General features: G+C 67.5%; 15 protein-coding genes and 1 pseudogene. 11 read left to right on the top strand and 5 right to left on the bottom strand.

Going from position 1 to position 17138, the window contains the following annotated elements; all coding sequences use genetic code 11:
- From lgt to CLV29_RS05835, 7 genes and pseudogenes are all read left to right on the top strand, one after another.
- Complete coding sequence (gene lgt, locus CLV29_RS05865) at nucleotides 1–1098, top strand: prolipoprotein diacylglyceryl transferase (protein WP_243831753.1); 1098 nt, start codon at nucleotides 1–3, stop codon at nucleotides 1096–1098.
- Nucleotides 1095–1880 carry a CPBP family glutamic-type intramembrane protease gene (locus CLV29_RS05860; protein ID WP_133754049.1) on the top strand — a complete coding sequence of 262 codons (786 nt, stop codon included), beginning with the start codon at nucleotides 1095–1097 and terminating at the stop codon, nucleotides 1878–1880. The genes lgt and CLV29_RS05860 overlap by 4 nt, the downstream gene beginning before the upstream one ends.
- Nucleotides 1881–2111: 231 nt before the next feature.
- Nucleotides 2112–6650 carry a glutamate synthase large subunit gene (gltB, locus tag CLV29_RS05855; RefSeq protein ID WP_133755063.1) on the top strand — a complete coding sequence of 1513 codons (4539 nt, stop codon included), beginning with the start codon at nucleotides 2112–2114 and terminating at the stop codon, nucleotides 6648–6650.
- Nucleotides 6643–8109, top strand: a complete 1467-nt coding sequence (locus CLV29_RS05850; RefSeq protein ID WP_133754048.1) for a glutamate synthase subunit beta — start codon at nucleotides 6643–6645, stop codon at nucleotides 8107–8109. Before gltB ends, CLV29_RS05850 begins: the two co-directional genes overlap by 8 nt.
- 42 nt (nucleotides 8110–8151) lie before the next feature.
- On the top strand, nucleotides 8152–8664 hold the full coding sequence (locus tag CLV29_RS05845) for a hypothetical protein (protein WP_133754047.1): 513 nt from the start codon (nucleotides 8152–8154) through the stop codon (nucleotides 8662–8664).
- A gap of 253 nt (nucleotides 8665–8917) precedes the next feature.
- Nucleotides 8918–10616: pseudogene (locus CLV29_RS05840) on the top strand (sodium:solute symporter family protein).
- 26 nt (nucleotides 10617–10642) lie between these two features.
- A complete protein-coding gene (locus CLV29_RS05835) occupies nucleotides 10643–10960 on the top strand; it encodes a hypothetical protein (RefSeq protein WP_133754046.1) in 318 nt (105 codons plus the stop codon).
- A 154-nt stretch (nucleotides 10961–11114) separates the two neighbouring features.
- Here CLV29_RS05835 and CLV29_RS05830 read toward each other — a convergent pair whose 3' ends face one another.
- Nucleotides 11115–11693 carry an NADPH-dependent F420 reductase gene (locus tag CLV29_RS05830; RefSeq protein WP_133754045.1) on the bottom strand — a complete coding sequence of 193 codons (579 nt, stop codon included), beginning with the start codon at nucleotides 11691–11693 and terminating at the stop codon, nucleotides 11115–11117.
- 89 nt (nucleotides 11694–11782) lie between these two features.
- Here CLV29_RS05830 and CLV29_RS05825 point away from each other — a divergent pair, with 89 nt between their 5' ends.
- Nucleotides 11783–12364 (top strand): MarR family winged helix-turn-helix transcriptional regulator, encoded by a 582-nt coding sequence (locus CLV29_RS05825; RefSeq protein WP_133754044.1) that lies wholly within the window; start codon nucleotides 11783–11785, stop codon nucleotides 12362–12364.
- A gap of 116 nt (nucleotides 12365–12480) precedes the next feature.
- Here CLV29_RS05825 and CLV29_RS05820 read toward each other — a convergent pair whose 3' ends face one another.
- Together CLV29_RS05820 and CLV29_RS05815 are read right to left on the bottom strand one after the other, a co-directional pair.
- Nucleotides 12481–13470, bottom strand: coding sequence for an FAD:protein FMN transferase (locus CLV29_RS05820; protein WP_166649146.1), 990 nt, complete (start codon nucleotides 13468–13470; stop codon nucleotides 12481–12483).
- Nucleotides 13470–13826: a hypothetical protein gene (locus CLV29_RS05815; protein ID WP_133754042.1), complete on the bottom strand. Its 357-nt coding sequence runs from the start codon at nucleotides 13824–13826 to the stop codon at nucleotides 13470–13472. The genes CLV29_RS05820 and CLV29_RS05815 overlap by 1 nt, the downstream gene beginning before the upstream one ends.
- A gap of 197 nt (nucleotides 13827–14023) precedes the next feature.
- Between CLV29_RS05815 and CLV29_RS16710 the strand changes: the two genes are divergently transcribed.
- Entirely contained in the window at nucleotides 14024–14194 is a 171-nt protein-coding gene (locus CLV29_RS16710) for a hypothetical protein (protein WP_243831752.1), read from the top strand.
- Nucleotides 14188–15009, top strand: a complete 822-nt coding sequence (locus CLV29_RS05810; protein ID WP_243831751.1) for a cytochrome P450 — start codon at nucleotides 14188–14190, stop codon at nucleotides 15007–15009. Before CLV29_RS16710 ends, CLV29_RS05810 begins: the two co-directional genes overlap by 7 nt.
- Before the next feature lie 57 nt (nucleotides 15010–15066).
- On the opposite strand, the gene CLV29_RS05805 is transcribed toward CLV29_RS05810, so the two are convergent.
- Both CLV29_RS05805 and CLV29_RS05800 read right to left on the bottom strand, forming a co-directional pair.
- Nucleotides 15067–15885, bottom strand: a complete 819-nt coding sequence (locus CLV29_RS05805; RefSeq protein WP_133754041.1) for a hypothetical protein — start codon at nucleotides 15883–15885, stop codon at nucleotides 15067–15069.
- A 122-nt stretch (nucleotides 15886–16007) separates the two neighbouring features.
- On the bottom strand, nucleotides 16008–16409 hold the full coding sequence (locus CLV29_RS05800; RefSeq protein WP_243831750.1) for a winged helix-turn-helix transcriptional regulator: 402 nt from the start codon (nucleotides 16407–16409) through the stop codon (nucleotides 16008–16010).
- Nucleotides 16410–16474: 65 nt separating this feature from the next.
- Here CLV29_RS05800 and CLV29_RS05795 point away from each other — a divergent pair, with 65 nt between their 5' ends.
- Nucleotides 16475–16915, top strand: coding sequence for an anthrone oxygenase family protein (locus CLV29_RS05795; protein WP_133754039.1), 441 nt, complete (start codon nucleotides 16475–16477; stop codon nucleotides 16913–16915).
- Nucleotides 16916–17138: the final 223 nt, after the last annotated feature.

Below are 17138 nucleotides of genomic sequence, written 5' to 3'. Positions count from 1 at the left end.
GTGCTGACCTTCATCCCCAGTCCCGAAACCGGGGTCTGGCACCTCGGTCCGGTGCCGATCCGGGCCTATGCGATCTGCATCCTGATCGGCATCGCGGTCGCGTACTGGATCAGCGTCCGCCGCTGGCGGGCACGCGGCGGCGACTCCGAGACCCTGGAGACGATCCTGCTCTGGGCGATCCCGTTCGGCTTCGTCGGCGCCCGGCTGTACCACGTCATCACCGACTACCAGCTCTACTTCGGTCCCGGCCGTGAACCGATCCGGGCGCTGTACGTCTGGGAGGGCGGCCTGGGCATCTGGGGCGCGGTCGCCCTGGGGGCGCTGGGCGCCTGGATCGGCTGTCGTCGTACCGGGGTGCGGTTCCTTGCCGTCGCCGACACGATCGCGCCGGGACTGCTGATCGCCCAGGCGATCGGCCGGCTCGGCAACTGGTTCAACCAGGAACTCTTCGGACGGCCGACCGACCTGCCCTGGGGCCTGCTGATCGATCCGCAGTACCGCCCGAACGGGTACGAGCAGTACGCCACCTTCCACCCGACCTTCCTCTACGAACTGCTCTGGAACCTGCTCATCGCAGGCCTCCTGCTGTGGGCCGATCGCCGCTTCCGGCTCGGCCACGGCAAGGTCTTCGCCCTCTACGTGGCGCTGTACAGCCTTGGCCGGTTCTTCGTCGAGTACGTGCGGATCGACACGGTGAACGAGATCGCCGGGTTGCGGTTGAACAACTACACCTCCGCGATCGCCTTCATCGCCGGTCTGCTCTGGTTCGCCTGGCTGGTCCGCAACCGACCCGGGCGCGAGGAGAGTGTGCGCCGATCGGACAGCCAGGCCGACGACAGCTCCACCGAGCAGGCCGACCCCGATTCCGAGCAGGCCCAGTCCCAGCAGGTCCAGTCCGAGCAGGCCCGGTCCGAGGAATCCGAGGAAGCTGGCCCGTCCGATCCGGACGTCGATGCTGCGCCCGAGACGCCGACCGCCGAAGCCGCTCCACCGGACGGGTCCGAGACGACCGAGCCCGCCGAGACCGGGCAGGACCCCCGCCCGGACGGTGAATCCTCCGACGGTGCGGCATCGCCGAAGAAGGCGCCCGGACGATGACCCGCCGGCCGCCACTGCTGCTGGCGACGCTGATCTTCTGCCTCGCCACGGCACTGGCAGCCATCCCGTTGTGGTGGTGGCAACCACTCACCCCGGAGATCGCCGCGGCCTGGCCGTTCGCCTCCGGAGCACCCCTGGTCGGTGCGCTGGCCGTGCTGGTCACCGCCCGCCAGGCCGGCTGGTCGCTGCCGATCGACCTCGCCGTACCGCGTACCGGGCAGATCGGGCGCCGGCTGGTCGTCGGGGCGCTGGTCGGTTTCGCCGTGGTGATCAGCATCATCCAGGTCCGGATCTTCTTCGACTGGGACCCGATGCCGGCGCAGATGAGTCTGTTGCCACTCCCACTGGGGGTTGTGTCCTTGATCACGTTGGTGGCGGTGATCGCCCAGGAGATCGGATTCCGCGGAGTGCTCCAGCCGATCCTCGCCGAGCGATTCGACGATCGGGCCGCGGTGGTCGGCGTGGGGGTCGTCTGGGCAGCCTGGGCGCTGCCCGGGGTGGCCGTCATCGGGCCACTGCAGGTGCTGCTGCTGGTGGTCACCCAGATCGCGCTGTCGGCGCTGATCCTGCGGTTGGGCAAGGGTTTGCGCTCGGGTCGGACCGTGGTCGCGATCGGCTTCCGCTGGGTACTGGCCATGGGTCTGCTGGTCGCCGGTGACGAGGAGGCGGGGGTGATCGCGGGGATGGCGATCGTCGCCGGGGTCAGCGTGGCCATCGCCTTGGTGGCCCCCTTCGTCCCGAATTGGGCGCGACGTGCAGCACTGGGTCACTCGGTGGTCTAGGCTGCGCCGGAGCGCGACGCCACCCCTGTTGTGCTGCAAGTGGTTCGCTCACGTGCGAGCCAGACCTTAAACTGAGACACGATTCTCGAATGACGGACGGACTGGATCCGGCCGTCACGCGCGCACACCTGCTGCCGACACCGTCGTCGGAGGACGGAGTGTGCCGAACGGAGGAGGTCCGCGATGGGTTCGTCGCTGCCGAGGTCAGGCTCCACGCCTGCGGCTCAGTCGATGCCGGACTCGCTGCCGGTATCGCAGGGTCTGTACGACCCGCGGTTCGAGCATGATGCCTGTGGGGTGGCCTTCGTCGCCTCGCTCTCGGGCGTTCCCGAGCACAAGATCGTCGCCCAGGGTCTGGAGGCCCTGCGCAACCTCGACCACCGAGGTGCCACCGGTGCCGATGAGGCAGCCGGTGACGGTGCAGGCATCCTGCTGCAGGTACCCGACGCCTTCTTCCGTGCCGTCTGCGACTTCGACCTGCCCGCCGCCGGGGAGTACGCGGTCGGCATGGCCTACCTGCCGAAGGACGAGGGCCAGCGCGAGGTCGCCCGGGAGAAGATCAACGAGATCGCCGAGAACGAGGGGCTGCAGGTCCTCGGCTGGCGGGCCGTACCGGTGCGTACCGACACCCTGAGCCCGATCAGCCTCGCACCGATGCCGCATTTCGAGCATCTGCTGGTGACCGCCGCTCCCGGGGCCGACGGTGTCCGTCCGTCCGGGGTCGCCCTGGACCGGTTGGCCTTCTGCCTGCGTCGTCGGGCGCACAACGAGGCCGGTACGTTCTTCGCCTCGCTCTCCTCTCGAACCGTCGTCTACAAGGGCATGTTGACCACCGACCAGCTCGGCGAGGTCTTCCCCGAGTTGTCCGACGAGCGGATGGCCAGTGCCCTGGCCCTGGTCCACTCACGGTTCTCCACCAACACCTTCCCGGCCTGGGAACTTGCGCATCCGTACCGGATGATCGCCCACAACGGCGAGATCAACACCGTTCGGGGCAACCGGAACTGGATGCGGGCCCGGGAGGAACTGCTGGCCTCCGACCTGATCCCCGGTGACCTGGAACGGCTGTTCCCGATCGTCAACCCCGACAGCTCGGACTCGGCATCCTTCGACCAGGTGCTGGAACTGCTGCACCTGGGCGGCCGGTCGCTGCCGCATGCGGTGCTGATGATGATCCCCGAGGCCTGGGAGAACAACGAGACGCTGCCGCCGAAGCTGCGCGAGTTCTACGAGTTCCACGCCTGCCTGATGGAGCCCTGGGACGGCCCGGCGAACGTCTGCTTCACCGACGGCACCCAGATCGGCGCCGTGCTGGACCGCAACGGCCTGCGCCCGGGCCGCTACTGGGTCACCACCGACGGGCTGGTCGTGCTGGCCTCCGAGGCCGGGGTGCTCGACATCGCGCCGGAACGGATCGAGTCCAAGGGGCGGTTGCAGCCCGGGCAGATGTTCCTGGTCGATCTGGCTGAGCACCGGATCGTCCCCAATGACGAGATCAAGCAGACCCTGGCCGACGAGGCGCCCTACGGTGAGTGGGTCACCGCCGGCCGGCTGACCCTCGGTGACCTGCCCGACCGGGAGCACATCGTGCACGGTCACGCCTCGGTCACCCGGCGGCAGCAGACCTTCGGCTACACCGAGGAGGAACTGCGGCTGATCGTCGCCCCGATGGCCAACAGCGGTGCCGAGCCGCTCGGGTCGATGGGCACCGACACCCCGATCGCCGCGCTCAGCGAGCGCCCGCGGATGATCTTCGACTACTTCACCCAGATGTTCGCCCAGGTGACCAACCCGCCGCTGGACGCCATCCGGGAGGAACTGGTCACCTCGCTGGCCGGCACCATCGGCCCCGAGCACAACCTGCTCGATCCCAGCCCGGCCTCGTGTCGGCAGCTGGTGATCCCGTTCCCGGTGCTCGACAACGACGAGCTGACCAAGATCAGGCACATCAACCTCGACGGCGACCTGCCCGGGTACGAGGTGCACGTGGTCCGCGGCCTGTACTCGGTGCACGGCGGACCTGACTCGCTGCAGCGGTCGCTGGACGCCTACTGCCAGCAGGTCAGCGATGCGATCGCCGGCGGGGCCCGGACGATCGTGCTCTCCGACCGGCACTCGAACGCGATCAAGGCGCCGATCCCGTCGCTGCTGCTGACCGCGGCCATCCACCACCACCTGGTGCGGGAGAAGACCCGGACCAAGGTCGGACTGGTGGTCGAGGCCGGTGACGTCCGCGAGGTGCATCATGTGGCACTGCTGATCGGCTACGGCGCCTCGGCGGTCAACCCGTACCTGGCCTTCGAATCGGCCGAGGACCTTGCCCGCAACGGTCGCTACGTGAACGTCACCCCCACCCAGGCGGTGCAGAACGTCCGCAAGGCACTCGGCAAGGGGGTGCTGAAGGTGATGAGCAAGATCGGCGTCTCCACCATCGCTTCCTACACCGGTGCGCAGTTGTTCGAGGCCTACGGCCTGAGCAAGGAGATGATCAACACCTACTTCACCGGCACCACCTCCAAGATGGGTGGCATCGGTCTGGTCGAGATCGCCAAGGAGATCCGTGCCCGGCACGTGACCGCCTACCCGGTCGACGGCATCCCGCTGGCCCACCGGGAACTGGAGACCGGTGGTGAGTACCAGTGGCGCCGCGAGGGTGAGCCGCACCTGTTCGACCCCGAGACGGTCTTCCGACTGCAGCACGCCTCGCGTACCGGTCGCTACGACATCTTCAAGTCCTACACCGCGCGGGTCGACGACCAGTCGAAGCGGCTGATGACATTGCGCGGGTTGTTGGACTTCGCCCCCGACCGGGAGCCGGTGGACATCGAGCAGGTCGAGTCGGTCGAGGAGATCGTGAAGCGGTTCTCCACCGGTGCGATGTCCTACGGTTCGATCAGTGCCGAGGCGCACGAGACCCTGGCCGTGGCGATGAACATGCTCGGCGGGAAGTCGAACACCGGTGAGGGTGGTGAGGACCCCGAGCGGCTGCGCGACCCGGAACGCTGCTCCAAGATCAAGCAGGTCGCCTCCGGGCGCTTCGGTGTGACCTCGGACTACCTGGTCCACGCCGAGGACATCCAGATCAAGATGGCCCAGGGGGCCAAGCCCGGTGAGGGTGGTCAGCTGCCGGGGTCGAAGGTCTACCCGTGGGTGGCCACGACCCGTCACTCGACCCCCGGGGTCGGGCTGATCTCGCCGCCGCCGCATCATGACATCTACTCGATCGAGGATCTGAAGCAACTGATCCACGACCTGAAGAACGCCAACCCGGCGGCCCGGATCCACGTGAAGCTGGTCGCCGAGGCCGGTGTGGGTACGGTCGCTGCGGGCGTCTCGAAGTCGAAGGCCGATGTGGTGCTGATCTCCGGTCACGACGGAGGTACGGGGGCGGCGCCGCTGACCTCGCTGAAACATGCCGGCGGACCCTGGGAGCTCGGCCTGGCCGAGGCCCAGCAGACCTTGTTGATGAACGGTCTGCGGGACCGGATCGTGGTCCAGGTCGACGGGCAGATGAAGACCGGTCGGGACGTGATCGTCGCCGCCTTGTTGGGTGCGGAGGAGTACGGCTTCGCCACCGCCCCGCTGGTGGTCGAGGGCTGCATCCTGATGCGGGTCTGCCACCTCGACACCTGTCCGGTCGGCATCGCCACACAGAACCCGACGCTGCGCAAGAAGTTCACCGGCAAGGCCGAGCATGTGGTCAACTTCTTCCGTTTCATCGCCCAGGAGGTGCGCGAACTACTTGCCCAGCTGGGATTCCGCAGCCTGGACGAGGCGATCGGCCAGGTGCAGATCCTGCAGACGAAGAACGCCGTCGACCACTGGAAGGCCCACGGCCTCGACCTGACCCCGATCCTGTACCGCCCACAGCTGCCCGAAGGCACCCCGTTGCGCTCGGTCCGCGGCCAGGACCACGGTCTGGACGTCGCCCTGGACGCGGAGTTGATCAAGCTCGCCTCGCCCGCACTGGAACGTGGCGAGCCGGTCCGCGCCGAGATCGAGGTGCGGAACGTGAACCGGACCGTCGGCACCATGTTGGGCAGTGCGTTGACCAAGGCCACCGACGGCCGGGGGCTGCCGGAGAACACGATCGACCTCACCCTGCGCGGTTCGGGCGGTCAGAGCTTCGGTGCCTTCCTGCCAGCCGGGGTCACCCTGCGTTTGGTGGGTGACTCCAACGACTACGTCGGCAAGGGCCTGTCCGGTGGACGGATCACCGTGCGTCCCGACTCCGATTCCGCCTTCGTCGCCGAGCAGCAGATCATCGCCGGCAATGTGATCGGCTACGGCGCGACCAGTGGCGAGATCTTCCTCCGCGGCCAGGTGGGGGAGCGATTCTGTGTGCGCAACTCCGGCGCCGTGGCCGTGGTCGAGGGCATCGGTGATCATGGTTGTGAGTACATGACCGGTGGTGAGGTGTTGATCATCGGTCCCACCGGCCGGAACTTCGCTGCCGGTATGTCCGGAGGCTTCGCCTATGTCCTCGACCTCGATCGGGCACTGCTGAACACCGAGCTGGTGGATCCGCTACCGATCGAGGCCGATGATCTGGCCCGGATCCGCGAGCTGCTGGTCCGGCATCTGGAGGAGACGGGTTCGGCAGTCGCCGAGACCCTGCTCGCCGCCGATGCCGATGAGCTGTCCCGGCGCTTCACCAAGGTGCTGCCGCGGGGCTACGCCCGGGTCCTGGCGGCGCGGGAATCCGCACAGGCCGAGGGTCTGGACGAGCAGGCGACCACGACGAAGATGATGGAGGCAGCAAATGGGTGATCCTCGCGGCTTCATGAAGTACGACGCCGAGTTCGCCAAGCGGCGTCCGGTCGAGGAACGACTGAACGACTGGAACGAGGTCTACCCGGGTTCGCCGGGCCGGGCACTGCTGCCGATCATCACCGAACAGGCGGGCCGCTGCATGGACTGCGGTATCCCGTTCTGCCACACCGGGTGCCCACTGGGGAACCTGATCCCGGAATGGAACGACCTGGTCTGGCGGGGCGACTGGGAACGGGCGCTGGACCGGCTGCACGCCACCAACAACTTCCCCGAGTTCACCGGCCGGCTCTGCCCGGCACCGTGCGAATCGGCTTGTGTGGTGGCGATCTCCGACGATCCGGTGACGATCAAGAACGTCGAGGTCTCGATCATCGACAAGGGTTACGCCGACGACCGGGTGCAGCCGCAGGTGCCGGACTGGCACACCGGACGTACCGTCGCCGTCGTCGGCTCGGGTCCGGCGGGTCTGGCCGCGGCCCAGCAGCTGACCCGTGCCGGGCACACCGTTGCGGTGATCGAACGCGATGACGCCCCCGGTGGCCTGATGCGCTACGGCATCCCGGAGTACAAGCAGGAGACCGCGGTGCTGGAGCGTCGGCTGGAACAGATGCGGACCGAGGGCACCATCTTCCGCTGCAACACCGAGGTCGGTGTCGACGTCTCCTGGCGGGACCTGAAGCGTCGCTACGACGTGGTGATCATCGCCACCGGCGCGACCGTACCCCGCGAGGTGCCGGTTGCCGGGCGTGAGCTGAAGGGCATCCACCAGGCGATGGAGTACCTGCCCCAGGGCAACCGGATCGCCCGGGGTGAGCAGGTCGCGGACCTGATCAGCGCCGAGGGCAAGCATGTGGTGATCGTCGGTGGTGGCGACACCGGTACCGACTGCCTGGGTACGGCACTGCGGCAGAAGGCCGCCTCGGTGACCCAGTTGGACATCCACCCCGAACCGTCCCCGGACCGGACCGAAGCCGATCCGTGGCCGACCTACCCGCGGGTGCTGCGGGTCGCCTCGGCCAATGAGGAGGGCGGAAACCGGTTGTACGCGCTGAACACCGCCGAGTTCGTCGACGACGGCCAGGGCAATGTGAAGGCCCTGTCCTTGAGCGAGGGACGACGGGTGAACGGTGCCTGGGAGGAGAAGCCGAACACCCGGCGGGAGATCCCGGCCGACCTGGTGCTGCTCGCGATCGGCTTCTCCGGCCCGGAGACCGACGCGCTCACCCGGCAGATCAACACCGCGTTGGATGCCCGCGGCAATGTGGAGCGCAACGACCACTACCGCACCTCGGTTCCGGGGGTGTACTGCTGTGGTGATGCCGGACGGGGTCAGTCGCTGGTCGTCTGGGCCATCGCCGAGGGACGCGCCTGTGCCGCCGAGGTGGACAAGTACCTGTCCGGTGAGACCAAGCTGCCCCGCCCGATCGGTCCGCACGAGCGCCCGATCGGCGTCTGAGCCGGGCGGGCCCGGGGCGCCGTCGTGGCCGAGGATCAGCCGGTGTCGGCAGTGGAGGAGTCTCCGCTGCGTCGTGCGCTGACTGCCCTGAGCTGGTTGGTGGCCGTCGGCATCTGGCTCTGGCTCGCGTTCACCCTGCCGTCCCAGGTGGTCGTCCACCTCGGATCGGCCGGGGCCCGGCTGGGCAGCAAGTGGTGGCTGTTGTGCGGGATCGCCGCGGTACTGGCGCTGTTCGCCCTGATCCCGTGGCTGGTCGGAGTGCTCCTGCGACGAACCGCCGATCCCGCGCTGCTGAACCTGCCCGATGCCGAGTTCTGGCTGGCACCGACACATCGGCAGGAAACCCTGCGACGAATCCGTGGCGGTCTGGCCGGCATTCTCGGTGTCACGGCTGTGTTCCTGCTTGCAGTGGTGGCGGCGGTCGTCCGTACCGATCCGGGAAACCCGGCGCCGGTGACGACGGGGATCACGCTGGCCAGTGTCGTCGTCGTCGCGCTTCTGGTCGCCTGGGCGCTGTGGTGGCGCCGTACGTTCAGGCGCCGGTCGACCGGTTGAGTTGGTGCCGCTCGGACCGGCCGGGTCGGCCCGGTCCTGGCGGTGGCGGAGGATTCAAACGTATTCGCACACGTGTGAACGTGGCACTCGGCCGGTTGACCGGCCCGTACCGGGCTGTGAGAAGTCCCATTCCGCGACTTCGGATCGTCCGAGGTGGTGGCGTCGGATCGTTTGTGGGATTACTCTGTAGCGGCGCCCCCGGCGCTCGTTTGGTCGTCGAACTCCCGATGGTGGGAGCTGATCGGAGAATCGCATGAGCGAGATTCGTCTCGATGCGCATGTGATCGACTACGTGTTGATTGCTGTGTACTTCTTGTTTGTTCTGGGTGTGGGATGGTTCGCCCGCCGCGGTGTTTCCAGCTCGATCGAGTTCTTCCTCTCGGGCCGTTCACTGCCGGCATGGGTGACCGGGCTCGCGTTCATCTCAGCCAACCTCGGCGCGGTCGAGGTGATGGGCATGTCGGCCACCGGCGCCCAGTTCGGACTGCCGACGATGCACTACTTCTGGATCGGCGCCGTACCGGCGATGCTCTTCCTGGGTGTCGTGATGATGCCGTTCTACTACGGCTCCAAGGTGCGCTCGGTCCCCGAGTTCATGCGGATGCGATTCGGCACCGGCGCCCACCTGGTGAACGCGCTGTCCTTCGCTTCGGCCCAGGTGCTGATCGCCGGTGTGAACCTCTACCTGCTGGGTACGATCGTCAACCGCCTGCTGGGCTGGCCGCTGTGGGTCGGCCTGATCGTGGCAGCCGGCATCGTGCTCGCCTACATCACCCTCGGCGGTCTGTCCGCGGCGATCTACAACGAGGTGCTGCAGTTCTTCGTGATCGTGGCGGCGCTGCTGCCCCTGACACTGATCGGTCTGCACCGCGTCGGTGGCTGGGGAGGCCTGACCGAACGGATCAGCAACGACGGGATGCTGGGTGCCGAACAGCTCAGCACCTGGCCCGGCGAGCAGCTGTCCGGATTCAACAACCCGGTCCTCAGCGTGATCGGCATCGTCTTCGGACTCGGCTTCGTGCTCTCCTTCGGCTACTGGACGACGAACTTCGTCGAGGTCCAGCGGGCGATGGCCTCGAAGAACATCACTGCCGCCCGGATGACCCCGATCATCGGCGCCTTCCCGAAGATGTTCATCCCGTTCATCGTCGTCATCCCCGGCATGATCGCCGCGGTGCTGGTGAACGAACTGGCCGACTACAAGCATCTCTACTACATACACCCAGGGCGAGGAGGCTGCCGCAGCGAGCGGGGTCTCCTACAACGACGCGTTGCTGCTGTTGATGCGCGATGTCTTGCCCAACGGTCTGCTGGGTGTCGCCATGGCTGGTTTGTTGGCCGCCTTCATGGCCGGTATGGCGGCGAACATCTCCGCCTTCAACACCGTCGTCTCCTACGACCTGTGGCAGCAGTACGTGGTGAAGAACAAGCCCGACGACTACTACCTGCGGGTGGGGCGTTGGGCCACCGTCGCCGCCTGTGTGATCGCGATCTTCACCGCGCTGATCGCGAGCAACTTCTCGAACCTGATGGACTACCTGCAGACGTTGTTCGGGTTCTTCAATGCACCGCTGTTCGCGACCTTCATCCTGGGTATGTTCTGGCGTCGGATGACCCCGACGGCCGGCTGGGTCGGTCTGGTCCTGGGTACCAGCTCGGCGGTCTTCGTCTTCATCCTCTCCGAGACCGGTGTGATCGATCTGCCGGGTCAGGGCACGGCCTTCGTCGCCGCCGGCGCGGCCTTCGTGGTCGACATCGTGGTGTCGGTGATCGTCTCCCTGGTCACCCGGCCCAAGCCGGTCCATGAGCTGAAGGGGTTGGTCTACTCCGAGACCCCGAAGGCCGATCTGGTCGATCCCGAGGAGAAGTCCCTGCCGATCTGGCGACGGCCGGTACCCATGGCCCTGCTGGGTCTGGTCCTGGTCATCGCCCTGAACATCATCTTCGCCTGAGCGGCGAGCACAGCGAGGAGTGAGATATGAGTGACGAGACAACCACCGGTAGCGGTCAGCATGTGGAGAAGGTCGGCGGATTCGACATCCGGAACTTCATCGGTCTGCTGATCGGTATCTTCGGGCTGATCCTCACCGTCTGGGGAATCTTCTTCTTCAACGACTACGAGGCGGCGAAGACCGGTGGCATGAACGCGAACCTGTGGACCGGGTTGGCGATGATCGCAGTCGGGCTGGTCTTCTTCATCTGGGCCAAGCTGGAACCGATCCGGATCGTCGTCTCCGACAACGAGACCGGAGCCGAGTCGCCGAAGGACATTGCTCCGTTGGACGACGACAAGTGAGGCGTTGAGCCTGGAGTCGATGGCCGACCAGCCGACCGGCCGAACGACGAACTGCCCGGGGCATGACGCCCCGGGCAGTTCGACTTTCCGGATGGGTGACCGCGTGACGGGTGTGACCGCGTGACGCGGACCACCGAATCAGCGGAACCGAGTATCAGCGGATCAGTGCGAAACCACCGGTCCAGCCGATCTTCTCGCCGGCGGCCAGGGTGAGCTGCAGGAACCCGAGGGCCTCGAGTTCGCGGGCGCGAGACAGGCTGCCTGCGTCGACCGCAGTCAGACCGCCCGCCTCCACGGCGGCGATCAGCGATGCCTTGGCCTCGGCGTCATCACCGGCGATCAGCACGGTGGTGGTCTCCGTACCGACCTTCCCGCTGCTCAAGGTGGCGGCGAAGTTGGTGTTGAAGGCCTTCAGCACCCTGCTCGTCGGCAGGGACGCCTGCAGCTCGGCGGCGGCCGAACCGTCCGCGGCAACGACCAGGGAGTCGAAGGTGGAGAAGTCCAGGGGGTTGGTGATGTCGACGACCGTCTTGCCTGCCAACTGATCGCCGAACTTGGCGGCGATGTCGGCCAGCGCCGGGTAGGGGACGGCGAGGACGACGATCTCACCTTCGATCGTGGCCGCGGCGAGGCTGTCGTGATCCAGCGACTGCACTGTCGAGCCGCCCTTCTCGAGCACGCCCGCGATGGCGGATCCCATGTTCCCGGTTCCGATGATGGTGACTGTGGTCATCTACGTGGTCCTTTCCGGCCATTCATTTACTTGTAGCTACAACTATATCCCTATTGGTTGTAGGTACAAGCAACATCTACACTGGGGACATGAACGGACTGGCCCACCCCGAACGCGTCGCACTGGCCCGGCTGCGAGCTCTGCTGGAACTGCTCCCGAACGCTCTGGACAAGGAACTCGCGGCCATCGGTCTGACCTCCTTCGAGTACGTCCTCCTGGAAGCGCTGGCCGAGGCTGCGGAGGGACGGATGCGGTTGTCGGCCCTGGCAGCACGGACCAACGCGACCCTGCCGCGGCTGTCCCGGGTGGCCAGCGGTCTCGAACGCAAGGGGTTGATCGTCCGGGCGGCCTGTGAGCTCGACGGCCGGGCCACCAATGCGGTGCTGACCGATCTGGGCCGTCAGCGCTACGCCGAGGCCGCCCCACGGTACGCCGAGGCCGTTCGTCGGTTGATCCTCGACGGCCTGGCGGACGGGGGAGTCGAGCAGCTCGCCGGGCTGAGCCTCGCCATCCTGGCCAGACTCGACCCCGAGGGGCGACTGGAGGTGACCGCTGGCCCGGTTGCCGCCGAGAGTTCCACCGACGCCGATGCAGCGGTCCCGTGCAGCGCCGATCCGAGACCGTGTCGAGCAGACCCCGAACCTTCGGTGCAGGCGGTCGCGGAGCGCTAGTGGTGCCGCCTGCGACGCGTCGACGAGGCCAGTCCGCGGGCACGGGCCACCCAGGAGCACAACCCATCCAGGGGCACAACCCATCCAGGAGCACAACCCACCGGTCGATCACCTGATCACAACAGTGCCAGGTTGTCGGCCGGTCGGGTGCCGGGCTCTCGGTCGACGGGCCAACCGCAGGTGTAGCGAACCGGCCCGTGGGTGGGCGCCAACCGCGCTGCGATCCCGCGCTCGGTGAGCCACAGCGGGGCCTGCTCACCGAACACGACGGCGGCGGTGGAGGCGGTGTTGGCCAGTTCGGCGCTGGCTGCAGCCACACTCACCGTTCGCCAGACCGGTTCGGCCGGCTCCCCGGTGGACGGGTCGATGATGTGGTGACGCAGGCGGCCCCCCTGTCGCCAGGTCCGGGAGACGGTGGAGGAGGTGGCCAGACCGCCGTGGTGCAGGCTGACCACCGGGCCGGCACCCAAGTCCTGGCCCGCCCCGAAGGTGCCCGCCGACTCCTCGATCATCACCTGCCAGCCATCGGCCGGACCCGGCCCGGCAGTGGCGATGTCGCCGCCGAGGTTGACCAGGAAACCGTCGCCGAAGACCTCGGCACAGGTGGTGGCGGCCTGGTCCGCGGCCCACGCCTTGGCACTGGATCCGAGATCGAGGTCGACCCCCTCGGGGAGGAACACCTGGCTGCTGGATGCGTTCAGACCGATGCCGCGCCATCCCGGGGTCAGCACCAGCGGCCCGGCCCGCCTGTCCTCCGCCGGTGAGTACCGCAGCTGAACCAACGACAGGTCCCGGTCGTAACCGAGCCGGGCCAGGTCCACGGTCGGATCCACCGCACCGTCGCTCAGCTCGGCCGATCGGATCGCCGCGCTGATCAAGGAGAAGAGCAGGGCACTGACCTCGCTCCAGCGACCCCGGGTGACCTCGGCCAACTCGGTGTCGCTGCGGAAGCGGGAGCAGGTGCGGTCGAGCAGGGCGAGCTCACCCTGCACCAGTGCTGCTGCCAGCCGGATGTCACCAGGGCCGGTGCCCATCACCGTGCAGCGGGTGCCGAGCTGGTGCCAGCTGTAGGCCGATGCCCTCCGTCGGTTGATGTTGTCGATCATCATGAACCTCCTGTGCTGGTGTCGGCCGCGTCCCCGGTGCCCGAACCGGGAGCACTGCTGTCCCAGCTCGCCGCGGTGACGGTACGCTCGTCGCCGCCCGTACCACCGCCGGTGGAGCTGGCCTGGTCAGTGCTCGAGGTGTCGGTGGTCGTGCTGTCACCGGAGGCGTCGACGGTCCCGATCCCACCGGCTGCCGACTCCTCCTGGGCGCTGCCGGCGAGCAGTCCGGCAAGCCCTGCCACACCGACCGCGGCAGAGATGGCCGTAGCCGTGGTGATCGCTCGAACGCGACGCAGGCTGCTGACCCGTGGAGGCTCGGTGCTCGGAGGACCGTGGTTCTCGGATGCTGCTGCCATGTAGCGATGCTTCCGAGATTCGCTGTGGCGTACCTGTGCCGGATGTGTGGTGTGGCGGTGAGTGGGCGATCAGCCCGACCAGGTGCTGATTCAGCCCCGCGAAGGACGGCTCGGCAGTAGGCTGCGAAAGACAATGATCATGGTGTGAAGCAGGTGGTTTCGATGCAGGGATGGACCAGGTCGATCGGTGATCGATCATGACCCAGATCGTGCAGGGCAGATCCGACGAGGTCGCCTACCTCGACCTCGCCGATCCCGGTTTCGACGTCACCGGCCACGAGATGGAACGGGCCCGGGAGCAGAACTGGTACGCCCGCACCCCTGGGGCTGGGCGATCCTGCGCCACGCCGAGGGCACGACGGTGCTGAAGGATCGCCGGTTCCGGCAGGGCAACGCCCGCTGGCCGGCGCAGAACGGGATCCATGACGGGGCATGGGCCCAGTGGTGGACCGAGACCCTGTTGTCCCTGGACGGCCCGGACCACACCCGCCTGCGCAAGTTGTTGATGCCGGCCTTCCGCAGCGGCGCGATCGCGAAACTGCGCCCACGGTTCCAGGCACTTGCGAACGAGCTGATCGACGGCTTCGCCGAGCGGGGGGAGGTGGAGTTCGTCAGCGAGTTCGCCGAACCGTACGCCTCCAGGATCCTTTGTCTGTTGCTCGGACTGCCCGACGAACAATGGCCCCAGGTGGCGTACTGGGCCGACGGGCTGGGCAAGTCCTTCGGTGTGAATGTCGCCTCCGATCTGCCGCTGATCGAGGAATGCCTGGCCGGACTCACCGGGTACGTGGACACCGTGGTCGCAGAACGCCGGCGGGAGCCACGCGAGGACCTGCCGACCACCCTGCTGCAGCAGCAGGAGACCGGCGGGAAGCTCACCTCCCGCGAGCTGAGCGTCAGCCTGGTCTTCCTGGCCTTCGCCGGGATGGAGACCACCCGCAACCAGCTGGGTCTTGCCCTGCAGACCTTCCTGCGCCATCGGGAGCAGTGGACGTTGCTGGGGCAACGCCCCGAGCTGGGCGAGCGGGCCGTGGAAGAGGTGATGCGGGTGAACCCGACCGTCACCTGGGTGACCCGGGAGGCAGCCGAGGACGTCGACCTGTTCGGCCTGCAGGTGCCTGCCGGTGGCATCGTGCAGGTGCTGTCCACCGCTGCCGGAACCGACCCGCGGGCGAATCACTGATCGGGGTGCCGAAAACGCGATCTGGAGCCACCCCAGCGGTGTTCGAGCAGCGCCGGATCAGCGGCGACCCTGATCGGGATCGGTGAACGGATCGTCGGCCACGCGCTCTCCCTGCCCCGGATCCGGTGCGCCGTAGCCGATGGGGTCGTCGGCCTGCGGGCGGATGGGTTCCTCGACGGGGGAGCCGTCGCCCGCCGGTACCTCGGTCTCGGTCTGCGGCGAGCCGTAACCGGTCGTCTCCACCTCATCCGATCCGGGGGAACCGTAACCGGTGAGATCTGCCTGGGTTTCGCGCTGGTCGCTCACCGCGCCATCCACTGCCGGATCCTCGGTGTGGATCTGGTCGTCGCTTCGGCCGATGTCATCGCTCTCGGCGTGCCGTCGGGCGGCATCCGCTGCGCCTGGGTCGTCCACCGAACCGGCGGCCACACCTGCGGCGGCGCCCGAAGCCGCGCCGGGACGGGGGTCCCGCGTTCCGCCGGCATCACCGGCGGTCGACCGGTCGCCCGGATCCAGTTCCTCGGCCTCGCGCAGGGAGGCATCGACCTGTGAATGTTGCTCGTCGGCGGCCCTGCGCTGCTGCTCGGCCTCGGTCAGGTTCACCTGTGCCGCCTCTTCCTTGCGGGTGGCCTCCAACTTCGCACGGTCGGCCTCCAGCGTCGACTCCCGTGCCTGGAGTTCCTTCTCCTGGGCGCTCAACTCCTGTTGGTCGGCCACCCTGCGCTGTTCGTCGGCCTGTGCGCGCAGTTCGTCCGCACGTTGGCGATCCGCCACCTGTTGTGCCGCTTTCCGCCTGTTGGTGACCACGATCAGGACGGCGATGACGATGATCACCGCAATCACTGCAGCGATGATCCATCCGATGTTCGCGTTCATGTCCGGCTCCTTCTGTCGGCTCCGCATCGCGCCGGCCCGAGGTGTCGGTGGGCGACGATGCGTGGGTTGGACCCGATGCCATTCCACCAGATCGGCGGGCGGCGGACGGCAAGGGGGGCCGGTCAGTGCCGATCGTGGGGCGCCGGGAGCTGTTCGGTACGGGCCCGGTGTTCCCGTCCCCAGTCGCACAGTGCGCCCACCACCGGGGCGAGCGTCTGCCCGTAATCGGAGATCGAATAGGTGACATGCGGTGGCACGGTCCGATGATCATGTCGGTCGATGATCCCGTCGCGGACGAGCTCCTGCAGGTGCCTGATCAGCATCCGTTCGGTGATTGCGGGAATGCTCCGGCGCAATTCGCTGGTACGCATCGGGCGCTCGGACAGCCGCCACAAGATGGTGGCCTTCCACCGTCCGCCGATCACGGCGAGGGTCGCGTCGACCGGACACGCGGCCAGCTCTTCGACGGACGGCTCGGGCAACGCAGCGGACCGGTTGGCTGCCGCAGGTACGTCGGGCGTCACACCGTCTGACGCTGACTTTGAAGACAGTACTTCCATGCGTGGCAGCATAGTTCCAGACTGGTCGCATGACGACAGTGATGATCACCACGGTCCTGGTCAGCGGCCTGCTCGCCGGTGCAGAACTCGTCGTCGGCACCGGGATGCGGACCGTGCTGAACGGTCTCGGTCCTGCGGCGTCGACGGCGCGTGCCCTCGGCGCGAGGACCTTCGGTCGATGGATGCCGTTCGCCTATGGGGTGCTCGGGGTGTCGCTGGGGGTGACGGTGATCGCCGAGTTCTCGACTCCGGCGGCAGTTGCCGCTGCCCTGTTCGTGCTGGTGATGATCGGGACCCTGACGATGATGGTGCCGCTGAACAACCGGATCGCTCGCGTTGATCCGTCGGGAAGCGGAAGCCGTAGCGGGTGGCAGGACGAGGTCGCCCGTTGGGATCGGTTGCAGAGCGTACGAATCGCCTTGTTGGTACTGATCAACATCGCACTGCTGGTGGCCCTTTCGCGGACTTGATCAACCCATGGGCCACCGAATCGCGGACCCGGGTCCGATGATCATTCTCCTATGCTGGCATCACCGCAGTACTGATCATCCCCTGTGACCGGAGGAGCCCCGGATGAACGACCGGTCAGCACCTCAGGGGCGCACCAATTCGATCACGGCCGGCGGGCGATCGCGGCGGCTGCTGGGTTGGTCGGCATCCTCGTCGGGCTGCTGCTGGCGGCGCTCCTGCTGC

Source organism: Naumannella halotolerans, assembly GCF_004364645.1.
GTDB classification, from domain to species: Bacteria; Actinomycetota; Actinomycetes; order Propionibacteriales; family Propionibacteriaceae; genus Naumannella; species Naumannella halotolerans.
This window is presented reverse-complemented; position numbering and strand designations above follow the sequence as displayed.

What these genes read in the sequence shown, in the direction of transcription:
- CLV29_RS05860 (WP_133754049.1), top strand. Translation starts at nt 1,095, where the DNA reads ATGACCCGCCGGCCGCCACTGCTGCTGGCGACGCTGATCTTCTGCCTC.
- gltB (WP_133755063.1), top strand. Translation starts at nt 2,112, where the DNA reads ATGCCGGACTCGCTGCCGGTATCGCAGGGTCTGTACGACCCGCGGTTC.
- CLV29_RS05850 (WP_133754048.1), top strand. Translation starts at nt 6,643, where the DNA reads ATGGGTGATCCTCGCGGCTTCATGAAGTACGACGCCGAGTTCGCCAAG.
- CLV29_RS05835 (WP_133754046.1), top strand. Translation starts at nt 10,643, where the DNA reads ATGAGTGACGAGACAACCACCGGTAGCGGTCAGCATGTGGAGAAGGTC.
- CLV29_RS05830 (WP_133754045.1), bottom strand. Translation starts at nt 11,693, where the DNA reads ATGACCACAGTCACCATCATCGGAACCGGGAACATGGGATCCGCCATC.
- CLV29_RS05825 (WP_133754044.1), top strand. Translation starts at nt 11,783, where the DNA reads ATGAACGGACTGGCCCACCCCGAACGCGTCGCACTGGCCCGGCTGCGA.
- CLV29_RS05820 (WP_166649146.1), bottom strand. Translation starts at nt 13,470, where the DNA reads ATGATCGACAACATCAACCGACGGAGGGCATCGGCCTACAGCTGGCAC.
- CLV29_RS05815 (WP_133754042.1), bottom strand. Translation starts at nt 13,826, where the DNA reads ATGGCAGCAGCATCCGAGAACCACGGTCCTCCGAGCACCGAGCCTCCA.
- CLV29_RS16710 (WP_243831752.1), top strand. Translation starts at nt 14,024, where the DNA reads ATGACCCAGATCGTGCAGGGCAGATCCGACGAGGTCGCCTACCTCGAC.
- CLV29_RS05805 (WP_133754041.1), bottom strand. Translation starts at nt 15,885, where the DNA reads ATGAACGCGAACATCGGATGGATCATCGCTGCAGTGATTGCGGTGATC.
- CLV29_RS05795 (WP_133754039.1), top strand. Translation starts at nt 16,475, where the DNA reads ATGACGACAGTGATGATCACCACGGTCCTGGTCAGCGGCCTGCTCGCC.